The 23,726-nt window shown below is 31.9% G+C and carries 28 protein-coding genes; 7 read left to right on the top strand and 21 right to left on the bottom strand.

The features are described 5' to 3' along the window. Positions 1-4 precede the first annotated feature (4 nt). The 4 genes from KFE69_03055 to KFE69_03040 are packed head-to-tail and all read right to left on the bottom strand — an operon-like array spanning position 5 to position 2,278. Positions 5-298 carry a hypothetical protein gene (locus KFE69_03055; GenBank protein UTW43139.1) on the bottom strand — a complete coding sequence of 98 codons (294 nt, stop codon included), beginning with the start codon at positions 296-298 and terminating at the stop codon, positions 5-7. Next, a complete protein-coding gene (locus KFE69_03050; protein ID UTW43138.1) occupies positions 295-453 on the bottom strand; it encodes a hypothetical protein in 159 nt (52 codons plus the stop codon). Before KFE69_03050 ends, KFE69_03055 begins: the two co-directional genes overlap by 4 nt. Then, entirely contained in the window at positions 450-1,208 is a 759-nt protein-coding gene (locus KFE69_03045; protein ID UTW43137.1) for an ATP-binding protein, read from the bottom strand. Before KFE69_03045 ends, KFE69_03050 begins: the two co-directional genes overlap by 4 nt. Further along, entirely contained in the window at positions 1,208-2,278 is a 1,071-nt protein-coding gene (locus tag KFE69_03040) for a phage replisome organizer N-terminal domain-containing protein (protein UTW43136.1), read from the bottom strand. The genes KFE69_03045 and KFE69_03040 overlap by 1 nt, the downstream gene beginning before the upstream one ends. Before the next feature lie 392 nt (positions 2,279-2,670). Here KFE69_03040 and KFE69_03035 point away from each other — a divergent pair, with 392 nt between their 5' ends. From KFE69_03035 to KFE69_03020, 4 genes are read left to right on the top strand one after another with little or no spacing between them, the layout of a single operon-like run. Then, positions 2,671-3,249 (top strand): hypothetical protein, encoded by a 579-nt coding sequence (locus tag KFE69_03035; GenBank protein UTW43135.1) that lies wholly within the window; start codon positions 2,671-2,673, stop codon positions 3,247-3,249. Between the two features lie 19 nt (positions 3,250-3,268). Continuing rightward, positions 3,269-3,925 carry a VUT family protein gene (locus tag KFE69_03030; GenBank protein ID UTW43134.1) on the top strand — a complete coding sequence of 219 codons (657 nt, stop codon included), beginning with the start codon at positions 3,269-3,271 and terminating at the stop codon, positions 3,923-3,925. Positions 3,926-3,928: 3 nt separating this feature from the next. After that, positions 3,929-4,657, top strand: a complete 729-nt coding sequence (locus tag KFE69_03025; GenBank protein ID UTW43133.1) for a metallophosphoesterase — start codon at positions 3,929-3,931, stop codon at positions 4,655-4,657. Next, on the top strand, positions 4,647-5,111 hold the full coding sequence (locus KFE69_03020) for a hypothetical protein (protein ID UTW43132.1): 465 nt from the start codon (positions 4,647-4,649) through the stop codon (positions 5,109-5,111). Before KFE69_03025 ends, KFE69_03020 begins: the two co-directional genes overlap by 11 nt. A 73-nt stretch (positions 5,112-5,184) precedes the next feature. On the opposite strand, the gene KFE69_03015 is transcribed toward KFE69_03020, so the two are convergent. The 6 genes from KFE69_03015 to KFE69_02990 all read right to left on the bottom strand — a co-directional run bounded on the left by KFE69_03015 (position 5,185) and on the right by KFE69_02990 (position 9,808). Continuing rightward, complete coding sequence (locus KFE69_03015) at positions 5,185-5,487, bottom strand: hypothetical protein (GenBank protein UTW43131.1); 303 nt, start codon at positions 5,485-5,487, stop codon at positions 5,185-5,187. Position 5,488: 1 nt separating this feature from the next. Next, a complete protein-coding gene (locus tag KFE69_03010; protein ID UTW43130.1) occupies positions 5,489-5,797 on the bottom strand; it encodes a type II toxin-antitoxin system RelE/ParE family toxin in 309 nt (102 codons plus the stop codon). Between the two features lie 76 nt (positions 5,798-5,873). Further along, positions 5,874-7,007: a tyrosine-type recombinase/integrase gene (locus KFE69_03005; protein UTW43129.1), complete on the bottom strand. Its 1,134-nt coding sequence runs from the start codon at positions 7,005-7,007 to the stop codon at positions 5,874-5,876. Positions 7,008-7,519: 512 nt separating this feature from the next. Further along, positions 7,520-7,702, bottom strand: a complete 183-nt coding sequence (locus tag KFE69_03000) for a hypothetical protein (GenBank protein ID UTW43128.1) — start codon at positions 7,700-7,702, stop codon at positions 7,520-7,522. A gap of 165 nt (positions 7,703-7,867) precedes the next feature. Next, a complete protein-coding gene (locus KFE69_02995) occupies positions 7,868-8,455 on the bottom strand; it encodes a DUF938 domain-containing protein (GenBank protein UTW43127.1) in 588 nt (195 codons plus the stop codon). Positions 8,456-8,524: 69 nt separating this feature from the next. Next, a complete protein-coding gene (locus KFE69_02990) occupies positions 8,525-9,808 on the bottom strand; it encodes a hypothetical protein (GenBank protein ID UTW43126.1) in 1,284 nt (427 codons plus the stop codon). 154 nt (positions 9,809-9,962) lie between these two features. Between KFE69_02990 and KFE69_02985 the strand changes: the two genes are divergently transcribed. After that, a complete protein-coding gene (locus KFE69_02985; protein ID UTW43125.1) occupies positions 9,963-10,424 on the top strand; it encodes a PepSY domain-containing protein in 462 nt (153 codons plus the stop codon). Between the two features lie 172 nt (positions 10,425-10,596). After that, the gene (gene rpmE / locus KFE69_02980; GenBank protein UTW43124.1) at positions 10,597-10,824 is read left to right on the top strand and encodes a 50S ribosomal protein L31; all 228 of its coding nucleotides are present in this window, start codon (positions 10,597-10,599) and stop codon (positions 10,822-10,824) included. A gap of 41 nt (positions 10,825-10,865) precedes the next feature. Here the strand turns inward: rpmE and rlmH are convergent, their stop codons facing one another. From rlmH to apbC, 11 genes are all read right to left on the bottom strand, one after another. Then, a complete protein-coding gene (gene rlmH, locus KFE69_02975) occupies positions 10,866-11,333 on the bottom strand; it encodes a 23S rRNA (pseudouridine(1915)-N(3))-methyltransferase RlmH (protein UTW43123.1) in 468 nt (155 codons plus the stop codon). After that, positions 11,330-12,103 (bottom strand): peroxide stress protein YaaA, encoded by a 774-nt coding sequence (gene yaaA / locus KFE69_02970; protein ID UTW43122.1) that lies wholly within the window; start codon positions 12,101-12,103, stop codon positions 11,330-11,332. Before yaaA ends, rlmH begins: the two co-directional genes overlap by 4 nt. Positions 12,104-12,183: 80 nt before the next feature. Further along, the gene (locus tag KFE69_02965; GenBank protein ID UTW43121.1) at positions 12,184-12,399 is read right to left on the bottom strand and encodes a hypothetical protein; all 216 of its coding nucleotides are present in this window, start codon (positions 12,397-12,399) and stop codon (positions 12,184-12,186) included. 7 nt (positions 12,400-12,406) lie between these two features. Then, positions 12,407-12,856: a hypothetical protein gene (locus KFE69_02960; GenBank protein ID UTW43120.1), complete on the bottom strand. Its 450-nt coding sequence runs from the start codon at positions 12,854-12,856 to the stop codon at positions 12,407-12,409. Between the two features lie 284 nt (positions 12,857-13,140). Continuing rightward, the gene (locus tag KFE69_02955; protein UTW43119.1) at positions 13,141-14,181 is read right to left on the bottom strand and encodes a bifunctional nicotinamide-nucleotide adenylyltransferase/Nudix hydroxylase; all 1,041 of its coding nucleotides are present in this window, start codon (positions 14,179-14,181) and stop codon (positions 13,141-13,143) included. Between the two features lie 88 nt (positions 14,182-14,269). After that, the gene (locus KFE69_02950; protein UTW43118.1) at positions 14,270-16,501 is read right to left on the bottom strand and encodes a biotin/lipoyl-binding protein; all 2,232 of its coding nucleotides are present in this window, start codon (positions 16,499-16,501) and stop codon (positions 14,270-14,272) included. A gap of 6 nt (positions 16,502-16,507) precedes the next feature. Further along, the gene (locus tag KFE69_02945) at positions 16,508-17,839 is read right to left on the bottom strand and encodes an HlyD family efflux transporter periplasmic adaptor subunit (protein ID UTW43117.1); all 1,332 of its coding nucleotides are present in this window, start codon (positions 17,837-17,839) and stop codon (positions 16,508-16,510) included. Between the two features lie 15 nt (positions 17,840-17,854). Further along, complete coding sequence (locus KFE69_02940) at positions 17,855-18,724, bottom strand: efflux RND transporter periplasmic adaptor subunit (GenBank protein UTW43116.1); 870 nt, start codon at positions 18,722-18,724, stop codon at positions 17,855-17,857. A gap of 59 nt (positions 18,725-18,783) precedes the next feature. Next, a complete protein-coding gene (locus KFE69_02935) occupies positions 18,784-20,538 on the bottom strand; it encodes a TolC family protein (GenBank protein ID UTW43115.1) in 1,755 nt (584 codons plus the stop codon). 122 nt (positions 20,539-20,660) lie between these two features. Next, positions 20,661-21,227, bottom strand: a complete 567-nt coding sequence (locus tag KFE69_02930; protein UTW43114.1) for a dCTP deaminase — start codon at positions 21,225-21,227, stop codon at positions 20,661-20,663. 6 nt (positions 21,228-21,233) lie between these two features. Beyond that, positions 21,234-22,337: an iron-sulfur cluster carrier protein ApbC gene (gene apbC, locus KFE69_02925; GenBank protein ID UTW43113.1), complete on the bottom strand. Its 1,104-nt coding sequence runs from the start codon at positions 22,335-22,337 to the stop codon at positions 21,234-21,236. Positions 22,338-22,502: 165 nt separating this feature from the next. Between apbC and KFE69_02920 the strand changes: the two genes are divergently transcribed. After that, positions 22,503-23,684 (top strand): acetyl-CoA C-acetyltransferase, encoded by a 1,182-nt coding sequence (locus tag KFE69_02920; GenBank protein ID UTW43112.1) that lies wholly within the window; start codon positions 22,503-22,505, stop codon positions 23,682-23,684. Positions 23,685-23,726: the final 42 nt, after the last annotated feature.

Here is a 23,726-nt window from a genome sequence, read left to right as displayed (position 1 = left end):
CCTATTAAAAATCTTTTCGACGTTGCATTGTTGACTCATTCCTAAATCTATCAATTTCTTCGAGTGTAAATTTTTTGCATTTTTCATGTGGGTCAACTGGAATTAACTGCCCTTCATCAACATAGATATGAATCATAGCAACGCTTCTATTTAGCAACCGTGCTGCCTCTGCTGCGCCAACTTGAACATCTTTATAAACATCTGTCTTAGAAAGTTTGTCTATGTAAAAGTTTAATTCCGCCATTATTGGTTGTAACGCATCTTCAACTTGTACCTTAATCAAATTATCTAAACTCATTTTTCTGCTCCCTTAGCCAAATCCACTTGAATAACAACGTCATAATCACCAAATAAATCCTCATCATTAAACGATCTACCCATCGCCAATACATACCCACATAAGCCATATGAAAACTTTACCACGACCTTTAAAACTTTATTTATACAATTCATAATTTTACCCCTCCATTACAAACTTGATTTTTCCTTCTATCGACTCCAGTAAACTTCATGATTACACCACCATCTAGTAGGCGCGATATGACACGCTGTCCTACTCGCTTCTCTAACTGCTCTCGATTGAGGTTAGAAATAATTGCTGTTGGCAACATTTCTTCATAACGATCGTTGATAACATCAAACAACTGTAAATTATCTGACTCAGTGCCACGATTTAAATCAAACTCATCAATCACTAAAAAATCATAGCTAAGATATTCTTGCTTAACTTGGCGCTCGGTTTTATGACAGTTTGGTGAGTAAGTTTCGTTAATGCTGTAGATCAAGTTATACGCCGTAATTACTTTTACCTTAGCGCTATATAGGCTGATTAATTCTCGCATAATGCTAACAGCCAAATAATTTTTACCTGTGCCTGTACCACCATACATGACAATGTTTTTGCCATTTTCTTTCATGACATCGAAATTATCAGCATAGTTCTTAGCCAACTTAAAATTTATTTGATCATGATGATTCTCAGGCTTAAAATTTTCAAAACATGCTTTTTCAAAACGTTTTCTAATACCTGACTGAGTTAATAAAACACCTACTTGATATGCTCTTTCTTGAGCTTGTTTAATCTCAGCATCACATTGTGAACAGCTATAGAGATAACCAATCTGATGTTTATCACAATGTTGTTTTTTCTTCTCAGCTTTAAGCTTCATTTGCTCTACAAAGCTTTCAATTTTACTTATTGCTTCCATTATGCTGCCCCTCCTTTTTGGTCAAAATTATCAATATCATTTTTAAGATTTTCAAAAAAATCATCACCAAATGCAGCTTTAATATTTGCTTCGTTATGTGCATCAAACTCTTCATCTGTCATACGCCAATTTTCATCTAAAATGGCATTAACAGCAGGTGTTTGAGATTTACTCTGTTGGTTATTAGCTGGTTGCTTCTTTAACGGATACACTGATTTCCATGAATGCATAATTGAGTTTTCAATCATCTGCTTTTGCTCATTAAGAGAATATTTCTTTAACTCATTGATTAACAATCCTACAGCTCTATCAGTATTTTTAACCTTAAGCTGTTTGCGCAAATCAAGATATTCTTCAAAAATTTCATGTAGAGATGTATCAAGTTGATTTATCAATTGATCATTTAAATCATTAGGTAAACAATCTAGCTTACCAAGTTTACTTAGCTCAATCCTTGTATGCTGCCCACAATATGCTAAATCACTAATTGTAAATTTTGCTTTTCTTGAACAACAATGACACTGTTGTGATTTTTTACAAGGGGATAATTCAAAGGGGGATATAAGGGGGTTATTATTATCTATTTCTTTATCTATATCTTTATCTGTCGAGCTAACATTAGCTTTACTGTTAGATTCACTGTTAGTTTTACAGTTAGATTTACTGTAATTTTGATCAGTAATTTGCTTTTGTTTTTCTCGATATTTTTTCATGTAATTACGCTGGTATTTTTTCTTTTCTTCTAGCTGATCTAAATGCTGATGTTTAGACCAATTGGGAATGGTAACAACATCATTAATCAACTCAATCATTCCAAACTTTTCGAATGTAGTAAGTGCAAGTTTTACAATATTTACATGACGCCTAAATATTGTTGAAAACATTTCATCGGTGTAATGAATTCTGTTATTTAAAGTAAAAACACCGCTATTATTATTTTTCCCTGCTAGACAGAGTAATTTGAACCAAATTACAATTATTGAATCAGCTTCTGGTAAAGATTCAATTAACTGTACTTTTTCATCATCAAAAATATCCGTGACAATTTTAATCCACTTGACTTCAGACATGATTAGACTCCTTGTTTTTTACCAATTAAGCCAGGTGGTTGGTAACCTCAAACAAGTAAGGTCGACGCTATTTCTCTCGCGAGTATTGTATTTACGCCACCACCCGACAACTCGATAAAATCGAAAAAGCCGTGATGATATTACACTGACACCATTTAACGCATGATTACGCTTGTTTTTGCAGGTTACCACACCTGACATTGATGATTTTAGCACGATATAACTATTTATCAAGAACATATGACATCCTTTCCCATTTTCATTTATATCTATTTAAACATCTCAACTAATTAGAGATAGCAGACTTGTAATTCTATTAACTCAACTATAGAATTGCTGACATCTGACAACAAAACTACAAAGGATGATGACATTTGTCAACATAAATTTTCATGACTGCATTAAAAGTAAATAAACACATCGTGTTTTTTAGAAATTTAGATTATCTAATTGAAAAATCAGAAAATATTAAAAATATATCATCATTATCTAAAGCAATTGGATGTGACAGATCAGCATTTGTCAAATCAAGAGAGCGACAATCTTTACCAAAAGTAGATATTGTAGAATCTTGTGCAAAAATTTTTGATGTTACAATGGAATCTATCCTAAATGATGATATTGAAAAATTATATAAAAGCAAAAAACTTCATATATTAGATTCTGTAACTGGTAAAACTATAGCCATTGAATCACATGAATTCGGGTTTGTTTGCAATGCTGCATTTCGATTTCCTTCTGAACTACCTTCTTTTAAGGATAAATTCGTTTATGTTCAAACTAAGCCTATCTATAATGATTTTTCTAAAGTTGTCATAGAAAGTAATTCTTCTTATTGCATAAAAGTTATTCGAATAATCGATAATAATTATTATTTTACAACTTCTGAGAACCTTACTTCATTAGAATCTCAAGGAAACAAATCAATTGTTGGAGAGATCATTAAAACTATATATAAATTGGATTACTAACATGATATTCAAGAATTTAATGGACACAAAAACAGATAAATCACCATTTATCAATGAAAAAGACATTTATGCTTATGTTATTTGTATACTTATGGGCGTATTTACCATGCTTTTATGTGATATATTTGCGTACAAAATAGTTGATTTTTTTGGTACTCCAATGGTTATGTCTGGATTATTATTTCCAATAGCATTACTATTTAGTGATATCATTACTGAAAGATGGGGCATTAAACAATCTCTCATTTTTATGTCTATTGTTACTACTTTTGGTGTTATGGCTAATATAATATTATGGCTAATTTCAACCATCCCAGGAGAAAATTCTCAAATTTGGTCAAATGCCTTTAAATTCAATTGGGTAGTCTTATTTTCTACTTTTTTTAGCATTTCAATTTCTTTTAGTTTTAATGCATACGCCATAAATTTTTTTAAAAAGTCAATTTACACAATTTCATTCTTAGGAGTTTATATAAGAGATACACTATGTAACTTTATTTCAAAGTTTTTATTAGTATTTATTGGATACAATATCACATTTTTTAATCACTATTCATTTTTGCGAATTATGGAGTTAGTCATAGGCACATTAGTTTTTAAAGTAATTGTAGGGCTAATCATTAATACATTTATACCTGGCATATTAAACTCTATGAAGCAACATATTGGAGTATAACAAATGATTTTTATTTCTGATTCACATGTTTGCCAAAACAACCTTAAAAACATTAACACATATAATATATTTAAACTTGTTGTCTCTAAATTAAACACCATTATAGATAAAAATATTGTTTTCCTTGGTGATAATGTTCAAGATGGTAACAACCAAAGCTATGATTTGCTGTTTGATCAAATAAATCTTATTAAAAATAAAAATATTTTTATGATGGCAGGCAATCATGACAATAAAAGTTTATTAGAACTTTATTGTAAGAAAAATAATATTATATACTGCTTAGATACTCCTAAAATTATTGAAAATCAAAACTATTATTTTTTAGACTCTAATGTAAAGAATGAAGATTATGGCATGGTTACACAAAATTCTTTAGATAAACTAGAAGAACATCTTACTCAGCTTGCTTCTAATAAAACTATTATTTGTATGCATCATCATGCTCAACCAACTAATGATTTTATGGATAACTATATAATAAAAAATAACAATAAAGTAATTAGTGTACTTCAAAACTATAAACATAAAATCAAATATGTAATTTCAGGACACACTCACAGATACGAAAGTTATGATCGTGATGGTATCATATATTACCATGCACCATCATCAGCTTTTAATTTCAGCTTTTTAAATAATGATATTGATAATACAGTTAAAGTAGAGTTCATTCAAAGCCCTAGTCTATTAACATATAATCAAAAAATGGAGTTTATTAATGTTGATTAGATATTTTAAAAAAAACGCATTAAAACATAACAAAAGAAATGCTATAAATTTCAGAAATATAAAAGGAAAGTTATATTGTGACTTTATTAAAGTAGGAACTCATCAAGTATTAAGTTTTGTTGATGTAAAAAAATTTCTAACTTCTAACAGGTATGCTAATCAACTCCTAACTAAATTATCTTACGAAGAATGTTATAATAAACTAGTCGAACATGAATCTAATAATAAAAATATAGAATCTATTGAATTATCAAATAATCACATAAAAATACAGCACAACAATAATAATATTACGGTAATTGACATTATGAATTATAATGGTGAATATGATAGCTTAATAACTCCTGAAATTGCTAGGCTGATTGAAAAAGAAAAATTTTTAAATATTTCTCTGCAAAGCTCTACTTCAAACTTTATGCAAAAAAGAACATCATTATCATTGGTGAAAAGCTAACTATCAAAATCTATACAATTAAATGATTAGGGTCTTTATATATAAAATTTATAACAAATCTACTGCTCTTTGCTTATGCACATTTAATATGTGGCATTTTTCCAATAATAGCAAAAATTTGGGCAATAGATGTTATTGTTAAATTTGCTTCACCCTTTATAATTTTAGACACTTGTGAAGGACTTTTACCTAGCTTACGCACTATGTCATTAAACCCAACATCATTTTTTGACATATACTGAATTAAAGCCTTAGAAATATCTTCTCTAAGCGCTTTAATCGCTGCAAGTTCCATTTCTGCGGCAGATTCTATTTCAGCAATATCTTGCTTATTGAGTCTTGACTCTAAATGCTCTTTAAAGCTTTTTACTTTCATATCACTCACCCTTATATTGCTTCAAAATTTCTCTTGCTTTTACAATATCTCTTTTTTGGCTAGATTTATTACCAGCGTTCAAAAGGATAATTACTCTACCCTGGTCAAATGTGTAGTAAATTCTATAGCCAAACTTTCTTTCTCTTAACTCGAAAAGGCCATAACCAAGAGATTTACTATGTGGCAACCTTAATTCATGACCTGATATTTCTAATAACCTAAGTTCTTTAGCAACTGACTTTAATTGCTGTACTGTCAAATTATCTAACCACTCTTGAACTGCATCAACGTATTTAACATCCCAAGTCATATTGCCAAAACACCCAACTACTACTTTATATAGTAGTATACTATATTGTAGTGAATTTGCAAATTAATTGAATGCCCTACAATAAATCTACCGCCCTTTGCTTATGCTCTGGTGCTAAATGAGCATATCTAAGTGTCATTTTAAAATCACTGTGACCAAGTAATTCACGTACTACAGATAAGCTTTCACCTTTCATTACTAGCTGAGACGCAAAGTTATGACGTAAATCATGAAATCTAAAATTCTCAATTTCAGCTTTTTGCATTAGAGTTGCCCATGACTTATTTATATTATCTAATCTGCCACCAGTAACAGGTGATTTAAATACAAAACCCACTGATGTATTACTAGAAAGATCAAGCAACATTTGTCTAATATTCCCATGCATAGGAATACTTCTTGTTTTACCAGACTTGGTATTATTCTTATCTAAAGTAATTTGATTAGTTTTAAAATCTATATCTGACCAGTCTAATGAAAAAATTTCCCCCCTACGCATACCAGTATAATAAGCTACTAAAACTATATTTCGAATGATTTCTTCTGCATCCTCAAGAACTTTCATAAGTGCAGAGGTTTCTTGACTTGATAAATAACGAACTTTATTTTCTGATACTTTAAACTTTTTAAATCCTTTGAGTTTATTATGCTCTATATAACCAAATTCTTCAGCTCTACTGATTGCACCCTTTATAACTGCTGCAGTATTATTCAAGGTGTTATCACTTACATTAGATTCATTTCTGTACTTAAATAAAAAGTTATTTAATACTTTCAAATCTATAGAATCTAAAGGCAAATTATGAAGTGGTTTACAAGTTATCAAAAGTCTATTGTGAGTTTGAATATAACTACGATGATGTGTTTTACTCCAATTTAAATAAAATTGGTCTAAATATTTTCTGAAAGTTAAAATATCATTATCATTTTTATTAACCTTTTTATGTTTTTGTATATCCTCACCTTGAGAAATTAAAAGTAAAAGCCGTTGAGCTTCCTTCTTTGCCACTTGCAAAGGTATAGTTGGATACTTCCCTATCGTATAACGCTTTTTAATTCCATTTTGACGATACAATAATGAATATGTCCTAATACCACTAGGCGCAACTCTTAGTGATAAACCTTTTACATCGCTATCAAAATAATCTACTCTTTTATCTGAAGGCTCAATCGAATCAATAGCCGTTTTTGTAAATTTTAATGTTGGCATAATACTCTTCTGCTAAGAGGGGTCCAATTGTCCTATTATAGCACATCTGGGTACCACGGGGGTACCAAAATAATTTTAAAACACAAAAAAACAAATATTTTATTATCAATTAATAGTTAATTTTATTCTTTATATTTCAATTATTTATTTGAAATTATAAGGAAACTATTTTTTCATAAAAAATCACTAAAAATCCACTCCGGAACCAAAGGTCGGTGGTTCGAATCCACCCGGGCGCGCCATATATAAATCAACACTTTAAGCTATATTTAAACTCACAAATATTAACCTAGCTTTTACTTAAAGGTAACATATAGGTAACAAGAATTTCTGAGTTTTATCTATTTTAAATGATAAATACAAATTTTGGATCTATGTTTTTAAACTTTTCTAACTCTTCTGCACTAAGAGGAAGGCCATGTATATTAGTCTGAGTATTATATTACACATTAAAAGTAAGATTTGAATCATTTTGATTTGTCTGTGGTGTTAAATCATTATCTGATTCCATATTATTTCTTCACTTTTAGAATCACATTATGTACATCCTGTTCTAAAGCCTGCCTGTCACTTATAACATGTGAGCGGCAAATGGTAGCTCCTTTTTTCCTTGTGCTCAACGAAGCCATCTTTGGCGCTTTAGTATTTCTAGAAAAATCAAAAAGACCTCCTACATCTTCTAAAATTTTATTCATTAAATTTCACCTTCATACACATCTAATTACATTTAGAGATATCAAGATATACAATCAATATCTTACTATAGTTAAGTTTAATATATCAAAATAAAGCTTTCAATTTTTTACCGTTTATTTTCTATAGTTTTTCAACCAAAACAACTTAGAACAGAAGAAAGCAAACTAACTCAACTGCCACACCAACAAGCGATTATTTGCAGGCATATTAATATCCTTTTGAAGTTTAAACCCATACTGAGAAAGTATCTTATCCAATCTTTCAAATGATTTAATACCGCCATAACCTTGTTGTTTAAGGCTTAAGTCAAATGCTTTATTACTTTCACTTGTATAGTTACCTTGATAATTAAAGGGGCCATAAACAATTAATCTTCCATTATGTTTTAGTGCTAAATGCACATGATTTAGGAAATATTCAACCTCATGTTCTAACATAATATGAATGGTATTCGCACTGAAGACAACATCATATTTTTTTGAAGGCCAATCATAATCGATTACATCTAATTCAATCGGCAAGCTTAAATTAGATCGATTAATGTTTGATATATTTTTAGCCAAGCCCGCTAAATAATTTTTACGATCACTAAATTGCCACACTAAATTAGGCATTAATTCAGTGAAATATACGCCATGCTGGCCGCTGGAACTACCAATTTCAAGTATCGATTCATTCCCATTTAACCATTGGATTAATTGCTCCAATATTGGCGACTTGTTCCGCTCTGTTGCTGGTGAAAAGTACTGCATCTTCAAACTAATGTATTGATCATTTAGTCTTAAAGTATCATATTATTTAAATATACTACAATAAAACGGCTATGTTAAAGTACTTAATTTTTGCAAATGAACGCGCCAGAAAAAATAAATATTTAACCCCATATAAATAAAATACGAAAGAAATATAGCAAAAATCATACCTTCTAATTGATAAAAATAAGAAAATATCGCCCCTAAAATAGTAATTGCCAACATGGTTGTTAATATAATAAATATAATGGCAAAATGAACATTATTTGATACCTTTAAGCATGAAGAAAAAGGGCTTGTCATACCAATTAAAATTAACAAAATAAGTAATACCCTAAAATAACTAACCAAATCATGATACTCAGACGCCATTGCACTAATTAGAATGCCAGAAAATAAATTAAACAATACAAATAAAACTAAACAAGCTGATAAGCCAAAAATAAATAATGACTTAACCATTGAGATTACCTTATCAGGCTCATCAACTACTTTTGCTAACTCATTCACTGTAAATGTTTTTAATGGAAAAATGGCAATTAACGACAAACTAAATAAAGCAATCAAAGCACCTAGTCTACCAACTAAATCCTCTGACCCTGAACCAAATACTTCAAAGACAATCATGACTAAAGAAGAAAATAAATAAGGTGAAATTGCTAATAACGCAAATGGAAAAACTAATAGCTTCCATTTAACAGGCGAAATATTAAAATTAAAAGTTTTTTGAAAGTATTCAAGTTTTAATATGACAAGCTTTAAAATAACGAAATAAACTAAAGTAATTACATAAGCTAATAAATAGCATATAACCGGAATATAAACTGACTGACTACTATTTTTAAATAAAAGAATTAATATTAAAAATGCAATATGCTTTACTGCATATAAGGTAGTTGATGCAATATATTTTGATTTTGACTTTAACAATGTAAATGCAACTAGAAAAAATGACTCCAATAATATAACAAAGCACATTAATAGAAATGGATGATTAAACTGATCTTTTTTAAAAATAAAATAAAGACATAAAAATGTTAATGTTAATAACATCAATATAATTGCAACTGTTGGGAAGATTATTTTCACATAAAAGGCTTTAACTTCAGTCCACTCCTTTTTTCTTAGATGATGCTTTAATACTGGAATATATTTCGCCATAAAAGCTAAAAAGCCAAAGGTTGCTAATGCCCCAAAAAAACGCATACCTGCTACAAATGACTGAAAATCTCCAAAATCACTTTGTGATAATTGATGTGAGATTAATGCTGTTACCAAAAATAATATAATTTCATTAATGCCAATAATAAGAAAGCTAATAATAAATACTTTGGCCATTTCTTTATAGTTCACAATTAACCTCTAAGTTTATGATGTTATAATCAAGTGTATATTGGATAATTTTTCATCTTAAATTAATGTTTCTAATGTATAATTAAAGCTTACTAAATTTAGAAATTCAGGTATTATTTGGCTTATGTAGTTTAAAAAATTTTAAGGCATTACGATGTTTCGTCAAAAACTAGTAGTTATAAGCACTCTTTTTACATTGAATTTTTTATTAACACCTTCTGTCTTTGCAGATAATGACTATGTTCCCTCTACTGCTGTACCCTTACCTGTAATTGTACAGAATTTAGAAAGTGCTGGTTATAAACATATCAAAGAAGTTGAATACGATGATGGCTACTACCAAGCAGAAATAATCAATGAAAATGGTCATAAAATTGATTTAAAAATTAACCCAATGACAGGTAAAGTTAACCCACCTAAAAATATTAACACTTCCTTTATTTCAATGTCTAAAGCAATTAGCACCGCCGAAAAAGCAGGATTTAAAGATTTCACAAGCATTAGCTTAGAACATGGCATTTATAAAATCAAAGCCCATGATAAGCAATCTCAAGAGACTAAAATTATTTTAAATGCCAAAACAGGCAAAGTGATATACTCAGAGTTGGATAATTAAAAATCAACCACACCATATGAAAACTTCAAACATAAATGTACTATAACATTTTAAATATCTTGCGTTTTTCTAGTAAATTCGCTAGAATTTAGCGTCATTTAAGAAACAACGTATGGTGCTTTGCAAACAAATCAAAGTGGCGATACAAAGTATAATTTTAAGGAATTTAAAAATGAATTTAGATATTCAACCTAAATATGAAGAAGTAACAATTACTTGTAGCTGTGGTAATTCATTTAAAACACGCTCAACTCGTTGTGAAGATTTTCACATTGAAGTTTGTGATAAATGCCATCCGTTTTATACTGGTAAGCAGAAAATTGTTGATACCGCAGGTCGTGTTGATAGCTTCAAAAAACGTTTTGGTGCTTTTGGCCGCAAGAAAAAAGACTCTGAATAAATATAAATAAACCATCAAAAATATTTTAAAAAAGGGCATGCCTATTTATGATAGGGATGCCCTTTTAGTATACACATTGCTCGATAAATTTGTTCCGTAATCATAATACGCACTAATGGATGAGGAAATGTCATCTTAGAAAGTGAAATACTTTCATTTGCTTTGTTTTTAATTGACTGATCAATACCATCAGGCCCGCCAATAATAATAGCAACGCGCTGGCCTAATAACTTCCAATGATCTAACCTTGCTGCTAAAGACTCTGTTGAGTGCAATTTGCCTTGACTATCTAAAACAACAATATAATCTGACTGACTTAACTCTTGACTAATTATTTGGCTTTCTTGATTTAACCAAGTTTTAATATTGCCTGTTTTTGTACGTTTTGCAATTGGACATTCACAGACTTTATAATCAATATCCCCTTGTAAGCGCTTTTTAAATTCACTAACACCGACTTCAACCCAGCCAGGCATTCTCTGCCCTAATGCAATTAGCTTAATTTTCATGAATGCTGATTTCTTATAAATATAAGATGTTTAGGATTTGATAACTCTTCATTAAATTTGTAATTTTCACGATCAAAAGCAATTAACTTATCAACTTGATCAATCTCTTTATCAATAATAAAGCGCGCCATTGAACCACGTGCGCGCTTAGCAAAAATTCCAATTGTTTTATACTTACCTTGTTTATATTCCTTAAAATCAACATCAATCCAGCTACCGTTAATTGATTTTTTTTCAAAGGCACTTGAGTACTCTTTAGATGCTAAATTAATTACAATATTTGTCTTTTGTTGACTAAGCAACTCATTTAAATAAGCAGTTAATTTTGATCGCCAAAACTGATAAAGACTCTGACCATTAATATCTAGTTTCGATCCCATTTCCAATCGATAAGGTTGAATTAAGTCAAATGGCTTTAATAAACCATATAAGCCTGAAATCATTAATAAATGATCATTGGCAAATTTTGCATTTTTTTCAGCCAATGTAGCTGCATCAAGGCCGCGATAAACATCACCATTAAACGTAAATAAAGCTTGCTTAGCTGTGCTTTCTGAAAAGCCTTTTTTAAAGTGAGCGTACTTATCATAGACTTCAGATGCAAGCTTATCACTAATCGACATTAATGATGCAATTTGATCAGGTGCTAGTTCTTGTAGAATTTTAACCAATTGATAAATTTCTTTTTCAAACTTGGGTGTTTGAGAAAAATTAATCGGTGCTTTATCTTTAAAGTTTTGTGATTTTGCTGGAGAAATTAAACTTAACATAGAATTTTCCTATTAAATTTTTAAAATAAAATTTAATAGATTATACGTGTTAATAAGATAAACTGGAAATATTTTTAAAATTACCCAAATGAAGGACCATTATAGCCATTCGATAGGTCAGGTTTATCAAATAATGTCGGAGCTTCATTTCTTTGGTTAGACAATTGAGAAAGATTCTCACCTAAAGTTTCATTATTAGTCAAACGCTGAAATAATTCATCTTCACTTTTTACATTAGATAAATCACATGCTTTAACAAAATTTCCTAAAATTTGTTGTTTATTTAATGCTACCATTATTCACCTACCTCCGACTTAACGCTTCAACTGCATTTGCAAAATTGACATAGTCAAAACGTGGATGATTAATCGCTTGGTGGTATTTATTAATCTCAGCTTCAAGCCCACTTTTAATAATGGCACTTATAGAACGAAATATCGCATAGTCACGAACATTATCGCCAATTAAGTCCACATCAAGTGTTGCTAAAATTTTATGTTTATTAAGTTGTACTAACTCAAGAAACAAACTACCATCAACTTCAAGCCAACGTTGATAATCTACTAAATTATCTATATTGCTTAATTGTTTCGCATCAAAAAGCTGCTTAATACTTAATGCTAATTGTACAGGTGATACCGAACTTGAAAGCATTGCCTTGATATTCATATCAACTGCAATACCTACATTAGCAAGAATCAGCATAGCCTCTTTTTCTGGCGATTCAAACTGCAATTCCGTCTCTTGATTCATTGTTGTTTCACCTAAATCCTAATTATTATCATGATTAAGTCCTAAAACGACTCAACACCACTATCTAGGATAACCCAAAATTTGCAAATCTTACAGTATAGAATTATTGCAACTGATTTTTGAAAAATAACCATATTAAACAAATAATTAATACAGCATGCTGTCAAGCATTGTAACAAGTGCGATTATATCTATACAACAACTTGTTTTAAAAGGAAAATCATTAATTTAAACAAACAGTCGTTTAACTTCTTATATCCATATAATTCCACTATGTAGATATATCATAAGGCTTTTTTACCTTGCTTTATAATGTAACGAATAATTTGATAATGATCATCAAAAAATTGACGCTTTAATAAGTCAATCATCTCAAGGGGTATCCACATTGCTTCTTTCGCATCATCACATGCTTTAATTTCTGGTAAATCATTCAATTTTAAATCAAACACTCCAAGTTGAGTAATTATCCTACCTAGAACAGAGCGCTCTGGATGATCAAAGCATTGAATATATTTAATATCTGTTAAGTTTAACTTAAGTGATGTTTCTTCTTCTAGTTCTCTTAAAATACCTGCTTGAATACGTTCATCAACTTCTAAAAAACCACCAGGTAAGGCATATTGTCCCTTTCCAGGTAAACCACCACGCTTAATTAAAAGCAGGTGATCACAACATCTTACAAATGCATCTACTGTATTTAAAATAACTGGATAGGGCGTTCCTCGCCAGCTTTCTTTATAGGCACTAACATAAATATACTCCTCTTTTAATAATTGATAAGCTTTCGTCTTTTCAAATTTTAATAAAAAACTATAAGTTCCATCAATCGCATAGCCTGCTTGACCTTTAATTAAATAGCCTTTGGTTAATTTAGCTTCTAAGAAATAATCATTTCTAAACTCTGTTGCATTTAATTGTTTAAAATTCTCAACTTCTTGATAATGCCAATTTGGAAATAATGATAAATAATAGCTTGAACTATCTTTGTTATGACCTACCAATACAACGGTATCATCCTGATTCAAATTATGATTAACCGCTATTTTTACATCATTAAGCCAAGCATTTTCATCGTAATAATAATCATCAATAGGCTCAAGAATAATACGATTTATATCTATTGCTGTACTTTCAAGGTCAGCTAAAATCATCTGCTTGCGCTCATTAAAAGAAAATGGATTTCTAATACTTGGTGCACGATTTGATGAACCAACTAGTAGAATAAGTTTTTGACAAATTGCTAGTGAATGGTTAATTACGTGTAAATGCCCTGTATGTAACGGTTGAAACCTACCAATAAATACACCACAAGAATACTTCATTATCAATGCTCAACCACATCATTATTTAAAAACGCTAATTATGCCCATTAACAAAGTACAATGTAAACGAGATTTTCTATTTATTTGATTAAAAACTACTCTCACGAATAAAAAATGCAACAATTTGTTTACTCATATAAGATAAAAAAGACTCTCGATCAATTGCAACAAATACTTGACCTCTTTGAACCTGGCTTAAATCAACTGTATGCTGTTTGGGTAAAGTTAACTCAAATTGTACATTATAATGACTTATTTCAGGGATAAACTCATTTGTTTGTGATGCTCTAACAGCAATATCACCACCGAGTGTTGAAGCATGTAAACCCGACAAATAAACACTTTGATTAATTTGATTATTATCTTTTGCATGGGCTGGGTCAGTTAATCGTAATGATTTCATTTGTTGATAAGCTATGTGGTTAATCTTGACATCAATTGCTGGCATATCGATATTATCAGGTACAAATTTACCTACTAAGCCGTCAGCTAGCTTGTATTTATAATCTTCACTAACATAAGCATCAATAACATAGTCTTTCGTATCAATTACTTCAACAAGTAACTGCTTATTTTTAACCCAACGATCATGCTCAAAATTATCTAATATACCAACGATATCTCCGTTAAATGGTGCTTTAATTGTAAGTCGTTGTCGACGCTCATTATAAGCTTGTAATTGTGCTTTTTGGTGATTTAATTGACTTAGAAAAACTTTCTGTAACTCAAGTTCTTCTCGATCACCAGCAATCCGTTTTAATTGCCAATTAATTTGATCAATTCTATATTTTGTCTTTTCAATATGAAAATCCAATTTTGGTGAATTTAATATAACCAAAGGCTGATCTTTCTTTACTGACTGACCACGTTTGACTAATATTCTTTCAATATAAGCAGGCTCTGGTGAGTATAACCTTTGCTCTTTATAGCTAAAGGTTGCAGGAATTGAAACTTCACTTCGCCAGGGAATTGCCAAAAGCCCAATTATAAATAATAAGACAAGTATGCTTACTGCAAGATTTCTATTCAATTTAACATACCTCCTTAACTGCCACCAAACTTTTAACTCTCTTACAATTGGTATTAAAATAAAATAAATGATCTCAATTACAAATAATATAATACCTAGTACTTTAAAGAATAAATAATAGACTAATATTGCAATCCCTATAAAAAGGAAAAAACGATAAATCCAAGTCAACCATGCATATAAAAGTAATAGTCGAATCTTTAGTTTTGAAAATTGCTCTGGTGGTGAAAATTTAAAACCAAAAATTTTTTCTCTTAACCACCACTTTGTTAATGCGAAACCTCTTGTTTGTAAATTCCGCATGCTTAGAAGATCTGATAATACATGATAACCATCAAAACGTAAAAATGGACTGATGTTTAAAACAATTGTTGCAATTAAACTATAAGTACATAAGAAGAATGCAATACTCTTAACCACACCAGGTGGAGCTAATATCCAAAGCCATAGTGCAAAAATTGCAACATATATTTCCATTTGCACACCAGCAATTGAAATACGAATTCGCTCTTTTGCACTTTTAATTCGCCAACTTTCACCCGTATCGGTATATAGCATTGGCCACATAACTAGAAATGCAACGCCCATTGTTGGTATATTTAATCCATAGCGTTTACAACTATAGGCATGACCTAACTCATGAAATACTTTAGCAATAATTAAGGCAATGCCAAATACAATTAAATACCTTATTGAGAACATATCAAAAAACGTTGCAGTAAATGTTTCCCATTGTCTCGATATAACAACCACACCTAATATTGCTAAAAGAAGCATAAAGAAAAAAAATGTTTTTCTAAAAATAAAAGCCACATAAGGGTAAGTTGTTGTTATAAAATAATCCGGCCAAACTAAAGGCAATCTAAAAAATAAATAATTCTTTGCCAACCAAAGAAATGTATTCATTTTTTTCTTCTCTTCTTGCGCTTTGAAAATTTGCAATAATCTTGGATAGCCTTGCTCAATTAAACATTGTTCAGATAAAAATGATAGCATTGAACTGATTTGCTGCTCATCAACTTCTATCAGTGAATGTTTTTGGAGTCTAGCCATCAGCTCAGCTGGAGCAATTTCACCCCAATACTTTAATATTTCATGACTTTGCCAGTCAACATGAAAAAAACGATTATTCAATTGATCATAAATAACATAAGTAGTACTACCATTATAATCAACGCCCCCATATTCAATGATAATATCACCTCTTAGTTTTGGTAGCACTTCTGGTAATAAGCTTTCAGCACCTGGAAGAGGTGGTGGTGCAGCTGGAGCTTGAACTGATGCACCCATAATTAATTACCACCCTATACTTTGTCTTAATACAGTAATCGGCCTTCTAAAAAGATAGAAAAATAAGGTAACTTTACCACCAACTAGCTTAGCACTGCCTTGACTTCCAATCTCTGGTAATGTTTCATCGGTTGTAAAATCTGCAACAACACGATAGGCTAAAACCTGCTGTGGTGTCATTTTAGCATTAAAACTAACATAACGTATTTGTGCATCAATTGCATGAAGGGGTTTTGAATTTAAAAATAATACAACTTCATCGTTTGCCCTAAATCCAATTGCATCAGAAACTGGTAGCCATACCTCTAACTCAACTTCTCCTTTTTTTGCTACCTCCATTACTTTTTCTCCGGTAATAACTGGCTTACCAATCCAATCGTTTAAATCATCAATAATTGCAATTCCATTCTCTGGCGCTTTAATTATCGACTCATTTAATAATTTTTCTGTATATTCAACCTCTAATTGCTTTTCTGCCATCTCAGCTTTTAGAATATTAATCTCTGCTCTATTTTTAATATCCTGAAACCCTGTTTGTACCGCTTTTAAATACTTTGCTTTTGTTGTTAAAAGCTCTTTTTCAGCTAATTCATTGGCATTTTTAAGGTCTCGATCATCAATCCTAAATAATGGCTTACTTTTTAGAACATCCTGATTTGGTTTAATATCAAATGACTCAATCACGCCATCCATTGGTGAAGTTATAACTAAAGGCTCTTTTGCAACAACGGTTGCTGGTGCAATTGTACTTTGTGATACAGGGAAAAACATTAACAGAATAATTGCAATCACACTTCCCCAAGTATAACGCTTTTTCCATCTAAACCAATGACCACTGAATTTAGACTTTTGACATAATGCTTGCCAATAATAATTAAGGGCCCTTACTAACCACTCAATACGCTTTTCCTCTTCTTCTTGAGGTAGTTTTGCTACCGAAAAGACACAACCTCCATTAACTTCGCCATAATCTGTTTTAAATGGGCAAATAAGTAGATGGCTTGATACATGTTCAGGCCAACCTTCTTGTAATACTTCTGGCACATCACTAATAGATATTTTCCAGATTGCATCTTTATTATTCTTATTTTTCTTAATAGCATGCTTAATAATTGCAGAAACCCATTGTGCAAATGGACTATATTTATCAACTTGGCTAATCCTTGAAATCGCTTTTGGTGTTATTCTAAATGTTCCGCGACTACGCCAAACAACAGCCTTATCATAAGCAAACATTTCTCTTGCATTATGAACAATAAAAAAGGCAAGCTCATCAATTGTCTGAGTTTGCCTTGCATTATGCTCTAAAGAAATTAATGTCGCTAAAGCTTCAGACATAATATTTCAAATCCATTATTTATGATTAAACGTAGCAACACCACTCATACCAGCTAATATATCATCTGGTATTTGCTTTAGTTGCCCATAGATAACAACTGATTGGCTTGCAGGATCTACTCGACCGGCAATTTTTACCACTTTCGCCTCTAATGGCTTATTTACTTCTTGAAGTTTTAATGAAAATTCAGCTCCTTTTTTAAGCCAATTAAGCCAAATCGATGGCACAAACATTTGTACTTCAAAATCTTCAATACTGATAATACTTAATAAAGGATCATCTATTTTTACATTCTCATTGGCATTAGCATGCTTTGCAATAAGTTCCCCATCATAAGGTGCAACAATCGTACATTTGCCAAGTTTATATTCTAACGACTCAACTCCAGCTTGCGCTTGTTCGTACTCAGTTTTTGACTTTTCAAACTCAACATTACTAATTGCTTTTAGCTGATCTAGTTCCTGATTACTTTTATAAGCGGTTGCAGCTGCTTGAAGTTCTGCTTTTGCTTTTTTAATATCAATTTCAACATTACGACAATCAAACGTTAATAATTTATCACCTTTATGAAAACTCTCACCTGGACTGTAATAAATATGGCTAATTGTGGCATTAACACCGCTGGATATATCAGCTTCATGCACTGGAATGATAATTGCATATACTTGACCTTTTTTAAGAGAACCCCCACGTCTTTCCGGCTGTAGAGTAGAGTTACTATTAGAAATAGGCGTGGTCGTTGAAGCCAAAGAAGTTGTCGATACTAACTGATGTGTATTTGTATCAGAGACTGTTGTTGATAAGCCTATTTCACCTGAATCAATGGCATATCCTAATGAAGAAAACATCATTAACCCAGGAATGACTAAATTCTGTAATAGCATACTAAGACCCTTAAAAGTCATTACAAATCAATCAAGCACATCTTTAGTTTATTAATACCTTATTGTGCCTTCACATCTGCATCTGGATTTGTTTTACTAGATGAAGATGTTTCTTCTGATTTAGAGTTTAATAATGGTGAATTTGCCTGATTTGCATTTTCAGGTTCTTCTGAATAATTCAATGTCTCAAGAAAATCTAATTCAGCTGCAATATCATCCTGTTCATCTAATGTCATTTCATCCATCTTTTGCGTTGAACTTTGACCACCTGCTGTTGCATCTGGCATTAATTCAGCGTAGCGTTGATCAACAACTTCATTAAACTTACCATTACTTTGATCGTCGAGCATTTGCTGAACCATCTTCTGTAGTTCTTCCATTGGTATATGCCCTACTCGTGAAGGCATCATATCCACCCCAACTGCTTGATAGACTCTTGCTAATGCTTCATGTGCCCTTGCAAAAGCAACTTGCTGATCAAATTCTGCAACCATAGCTTCAACACCACGACGGATAGTTGTTTGTTCATTACCTTGGTTGGCTTTTTCAAGTTTTATTGCATAGTCAAATAACTGACTGGTTACATCATACTCTTGATGTGCATATCCATAATCTTCTTTCTGTAATAAGTAAGCTTTTAATGCAATCCTAACTTGAGATAAAACAGCCATTGTCACCGCTGCTTGTTTTAATTTTTCAAACTCATAATTACTATGAGCTAAATTAATTGCATAAGGACCGTTTATTACTGCATTGATTAAATCCCATGTCGCAGTGATATTACCGCCAGACCAAGTGTTATAACGCATAAACTGATCATTGGTATAATTATAACCAAATGAGTATTCAACGCCTGGTAACATACTTAAAACTGCTTCACGAATACCTTTTTCAGCAATTTTAATCTGATAAGATGCTTCACGTAACTCAGGACGATCAACCAATGCTACAATATCCATTTGAACTAAAGATGTTGTAATATCAGGCAAACTATCTACAGACTTATCTGGTTCAGCTAATTTAAAATCTTTACCAGGTCTTACATTCATTAACCGTGCTAAATTTTCTTTAGCATCAGATAACTGTAACTGTAATTGTGTCATTCGTCTTAATGACTTAATTAATACCTGCTGATAACCAAGTTCTATTAAAGAAGGGCTTGCACGTTTTTCAGTTGCTTTTTTAGAACGAACTAAAGCTTCTGAGACTTTATCTTTAAATGCAATAACATCCTCATACATTTTTTGAGCAGTCCATGCTTTCCAGTATGCAGCTGTTGTTTCCTGAATAAGCTGCTGTGTAATTTTACGTCGCTGTTCTTCAGCAATTAATACTCGATTAGCTTGTTGTTGCGCTCTTGTATAACTTAGACCTAAATCAAGTAAATTCCATTGAATACCAACCGATGCATTGACAATTTCTCTAGGGTTAAAGCTTTGCTCATTGTTAATCGGCTGACCGTTATTATCAACTAACTGTTGAATTTCATTATTATTTCGATAGCTATAACTTAACGATGAATTTGCAGAAGGTAACATTTCCATTAATGCAAGTTTATAATTACCCATCTCAAGCATTACTTGAGATTGCTGTACACGTCGATCTAAATTATATTTCAATGCACGCGATATCGCTTCTGCTAAGGTAACTGTATGGTTAATTTCAGCTTGCCCCTTCAGTGCATCATCTAAATTATAATAACTATTTGATAGCTGCTCATCATCTTTAATTGTTTCTGGTTTCATAGAACAACCACTGATGAGTGCAAAAGAAACACTAAGTGCTATTATTTTTATTGAGTTAATTTTATTCATATGCGCAACCCCTGTTCATCGAAGTACTAATAATAAGCATAGAACATTTTTCGGAATTGCAAAACTTTTTGAGCAAAAAATATTCAAAAAATTATATTATTATTCTAAAAATTTTCCATTTACTAGGTCTTAGGTAGCGTCACACCTAACTGTCCTTGGTATTTTCCATCTCTATCTTTATATGAAATATCACAGATTTCATCTGACTGTATAAATAGCATTTGTGCAACACCTTCATTTGCATAGATTTTTGCAGGTAATGGTGTCGTGTTAGAGAATTCTAACGTTACATGTCCTTCCCACTCAGGTTCTAATGGTGTTACATTAACAATAATACCACAACGGGCATAAGTAGACTTACCTAAACAAATGGTTAATACATCTCTTGGGATACGGAAATACTCTACGGTTCTAGCTAATGCAAAAGAATTAGGCGGTATAATACAAACATCACCTGTAAAATCTACAAAGCCATCATTAGTAAAATCTTTAGGGTCAACAACCGCTGAATTAATATTAGTAAAAATTTTAAATTCATTGGAACAGCGAACATCATAGCCATAGCTAGAAGTCCCATGAGATATGATTCTTTGAGAGCCATCATAGCGTACTTGTTGAGGTTCAAATGGTTCAATCATATTACATTCATTTGCCATTCTACGAATCCAATGATCTGATTTAATTGTCATAAATAATTACTCCTTTGAAAGTTCGACTTTGACCTTAGGCATATTCTGATTATGATTTTTAGGTCTTAATGATAAATAAGCTGAGCTAGCTAGTGCAATATTATAATAACACTGACTAATATCGCTTTCTGGACTAGCAATAACTGTTGGACAGCCCCTATCTGCATCATTTCTAATATCTATTGTTAATGGGATTTTACCTAGTAGTGGCACTTCCGTATTTAGAGATAGACGTTGCCCTCCATCATGGCCAAATATTGCCTGTTCATGACCACAATTAGGGCAAATAAATGTACTCATATTCTCTATAACACCTAATACTGAAATACCCACTTTTTGGAACATGGCAATTGCTCTACGTGCATCTAATAAAGATAAGTCTTGCGGTGTTGTAATCACAAGCCCACCAGAAACAGGGACATCTTTTGCAATTGTTAGCTGGATATCCCCAGTTCCAGGTGGTAAATCAACTAATAAATAATCCAACTGAGGCCATTTAGTATCATTTAACAATTGTCTTAATGCTTGACTAACCATAGGTCCACGCCATATCATTGCAGCATCTATATTAACTAAATTACCGATAGAAATCATAGAGATACCATGAGAAGTCAATGGTGTAAATTGACGCTCTGCCACCATTTCTGGTGCGTCATAGTTGCCCATTATTTGTGGCTGGCTTGGACCATAAATATCTGCATCTAATACACCTACTTGCGCACCTTGAGCCTTTAATGCTAACGCTAAATTAGCTGTGATCGTCGACTTACCTACCCCACCTTTGCCTGATGCAATTAAAATAATATTTTTTATTTTTTGGTGAGATGCTTTAACCAGTTGATTTTTGTGCGATGCAATATTACTTATTATCTCAAATTTAAGCTCAAATAATTTACTTTCTTGTAAAAATTGCTTATTGAGTATCTCTGTCCATTGCGTAATTAAGTTTGCTTTTTTAACCCCTTGGATATAAAAACCCAAACTCAATTGAATTGTAATGACGTCCTTATGTTCGAAAATATTGCATTTACTTAAAATGTGCCCTAACGGCAATGCAATAAACGGTAAGGGTAATTGCTTAACTGCATCTTTAATCGCTTCTATATTCATAGAATATGTATATTACTCATTTGTTATTCTAACTTAGCAAAAAATTATACTGTAATTACAAAACAAAACAAACTTCATTTCTGTTCTAACAAGATTCTGCTAAACTATTGCCAAAATATTAGCAATCAAATGATCAATAATTGTTTAAATTTAAGGATTAAACCGATGGAAAACGTTGTCATTGTTGCAGCCTATCGCACACCAATTGGTAATTTTAACGGCGCTTTATCAAATATCCCTGCCCATCAATTAGGCGCTAACGTCATTAAGCATATAATCAACCAAACTCAAGTTAAACCAGAAATGGTTGATCGAGTCATTATGGGGCAAGTCTTAACTGCTGCTTGTGGCCAAAATCCAGCCCGTCAAGCAGCGATTAAAGCTGGATTACCTAAAGAGACTTGCGCAATGACAGTGAATCACGTCTGCGGCTCTGGTCTAAGTGCAATTCAAATGGCTGCTCAAGCTATTCGCCTAGGTGATGCAGAGATTATTATTGCTGGAGGGCAAGAAAATATGTCCAGTGCACCCCATGCAGTAAATAATAGTCGCAAAGGACAAAAAATGGGTAATTGGTCTATGGTAGATACCATGGTGCATGATGGCCTATGGGAAGCATTCAACCAATATCACATGGGAAATACAGCTGAGAATATTGCTAATGCATATGATATATCCAGAGATCAACAAGATGATTTTGCTCTAAAGTCACAACAAAAGGCACAACAAGCCATCGAAAGTGGGCGCTTTAATGAAGAAATTATTCCAGTTGAGATACCACAACGTAAAAAAGAAGCAATCGTATTTAGGCAAGATGAATTCCCAAGGTTTGGTACAACTAAAGAAGCATTAAATAAGCTTAGACCGGCATTTAATAAAGAAGGCTCTGTTACAGCTGGCAATGCTTCAGGTATTAATGACGGTGCTGCAGCTGTTCTTTTAATGACTGAGTCTAAAGCCAAATTATTAAACTTAGAACCTATGGCTTATATTAAATCTTATGCTGATGCTGGCGTTTGCCCAACATTGATGGGAACAGGTCCAATTCCCGCCAGCACCAAATGTCTAGAAAAGGCTAACTGGCATGCAAGTGATTTAGATTTAATTGAAGCAAATGAAGCATTTGCTGCTCAAGCAATCTCTGTTAATCAGGAAATGAAATGGGATGCAGATAAAGTTAATGTTAATGGCGGTGCTATTGCACTAGGTCATCCAATCGGTGCCTCTGGCGCTCGAATTCTAGTAACACTACTGCATGAAATGCAAAAACGTGATGCTAAAAAAGGCTTAGCAACACTTTGTATTGGTGGCGGAATGGGAACTGCCATGGCAGTTGAAAGACACTAATTTTTTAAGTCAATTTAACAAATAATAATCACTTGAGAGCTT

It is taken from the genome of bacterium SCSIO 12844 (assembly GCA_024397935.1).
Taxonomy (GTDB): Bacteria; Pseudomonadota; Gammaproteobacteria; order Francisellales; family Francisellaceae; genus M0027.
This window is presented reverse-complemented; position numbering and strand designations above follow the sequence as displayed.

Bases quoted from the DNA above. Each gene is read 5' to 3' on its own strand.
- KFE69_03055 (UTW43139.1), bottom strand. From the start codon at position 298: ATGAGTTTAGATAATTTGATTAAGGTACAAGTTGAAGATGCGTTACAA.
- KFE69_02935 (UTW43115.1), bottom strand. From the start codon at position 20,538: ATGAATAAAATTAACTCAATAAAAATAATAGCACTTAGTGTTTCTTTT.
- KFE69_03045 (UTW43137.1), bottom strand. From the start codon at position 1,208: ATGGAAGCAATAAGTAAAATTGAAAGCTTTGTAGAGCAAATGAAGCTT.
- KFE69_02930 (UTW43114.1), bottom strand. From the start codon at position 21,227: ATGACAATTAAATCAGATCATTGGATTCGTAGAATGGCAAATGAATGT.
- KFE69_03020 (UTW43132.1), top strand. From the start codon at position 4,647: ATGTTGATTAGATATTTTAAAAAAAACGCATTAAAACATAACAAAAGA.
- KFE69_02985 (UTW43125.1), top strand. From the start codon at position 9,963: ATGTTTCGTCAAAAACTAGTAGTTATAAGCACTCTTTTTACATTGAAT.
- KFE69_02940 (UTW43116.1), bottom strand. From the start codon at position 18,724: ATGCTATTACAGAATTTAGTCATTCCTGGGTTAATGATGTTTTCTTCA.
- KFE69_03015 (UTW43131.1), bottom strand. From the start codon at position 5,487: ATGAAAGTAAAAAGCTTTAAAGAGCATTTAGAGTCAAGACTCAATAAG.
- KFE69_02960 (UTW43120.1), bottom strand. From the start codon at position 12,856: ATGAATCAAGAGACGGAATTGCAGTTTGAATCGCCAGAAAAAGAGGCT.
- KFE69_03035 (UTW43135.1), top strand. From the start codon at position 2,671: ATGACTGCATTAAAAGTAAATAAACACATCGTGTTTTTTAGAAATTTA.
- KFE69_03040 (UTW43136.1), bottom strand. From the start codon at position 2,278: ATGTCTGAAGTCAAGTGGATTAAAATTGTCACGGATATTTTTGATGAT.
- KFE69_03010 (UTW43130.1), bottom strand. From the start codon at position 5,797: ATGACTTGGGATGTTAAATACGTTGATGCAGTTCAAGAGTGGTTAGAT.
- KFE69_02965 (UTW43121.1), bottom strand. From the start codon at position 12,399: ATGGTAGCATTAAATAAACAACAAATTTTAGGAAATTTTGTTAAAGCA.
- KFE69_03005 (UTW43129.1), bottom strand. From the start codon at position 7,007: ATGCCAACATTAAAATTTACAAAAACGGCTATTGATTCGATTGAGCCT.
- rpmE (UTW43124.1), top strand. From the start codon at position 10,597: ATGAATTTAGATATTCAACCTAAATATGAAGAAGTAACAATTACTTGT.
- apbC (UTW43113.1), bottom strand. From the start codon at position 22,337: ATGAATATAGAAGCGATTAAAGATGCAGTTAAGCAATTACCCTTACCG.
- KFE69_03025 (UTW43133.1), top strand. From the start codon at position 3,929: ATGATTTTTATTTCTGATTCACATGTTTGCCAAAACAACCTTAAAAAC.
- yaaA (UTW43122.1), bottom strand. From the start codon at position 12,103: ATGTTAAGTTTAATTTCTCCAGCAAAATCACAAAACTTTAAAGATAAA.
- KFE69_02920 (UTW43112.1), top strand. From the start codon at position 22,503: ATGGAAAACGTTGTCATTGTTGCAGCCTATCGCACACCAATTGGTAAT.
- rlmH (UTW43123.1), bottom strand. From the start codon at position 11,333: ATGAAAATTAAGCTAATTGCATTAGGGCAGAGAATGCCTGGCTGGGTT.
- KFE69_02945 (UTW43117.1), bottom strand. From the start codon at position 17,839: ATGTCTGAAGCTTTAGCGACATTAATTTCTTTAGAGCATAATGCAAGG.
- KFE69_02995 (UTW43127.1), bottom strand. From the start codon at position 8,455: ATGCAGTACTTTTCACCAGCAACAGAGCGGAACAAGTCGCCAATATTG.
- KFE69_02950 (UTW43118.1), bottom strand. From the start codon at position 16,501: ATGGGTGCATCAGTTCAAGCTCCAGCTGCACCACCACCTCTTCCAGGT.
- KFE69_02955 (UTW43119.1), bottom strand. From the start codon at position 14,181: ATGAAGTATTCTTGTGGTGTATTTATTGGTAGGTTTCAACCGTTACAT.
- KFE69_03030 (UTW43134.1), top strand. From the start codon at position 3,269: ATGGACACAAAAACAGATAAATCACCATTTATCAATGAAAAAGACATT.
- KFE69_03000 (UTW43128.1), bottom strand. From the start codon at position 7,702: ATGAATAAAATTTTAGAAGATGTAGGAGGTCTTTTTGATTTTTCTAGA.
- KFE69_03050 (UTW43138.1), bottom strand. From the start codon at position 453: ATGAATTGTATAAATAAAGTTTTAAAGGTCGTGGTAAAGTTTTCATAT.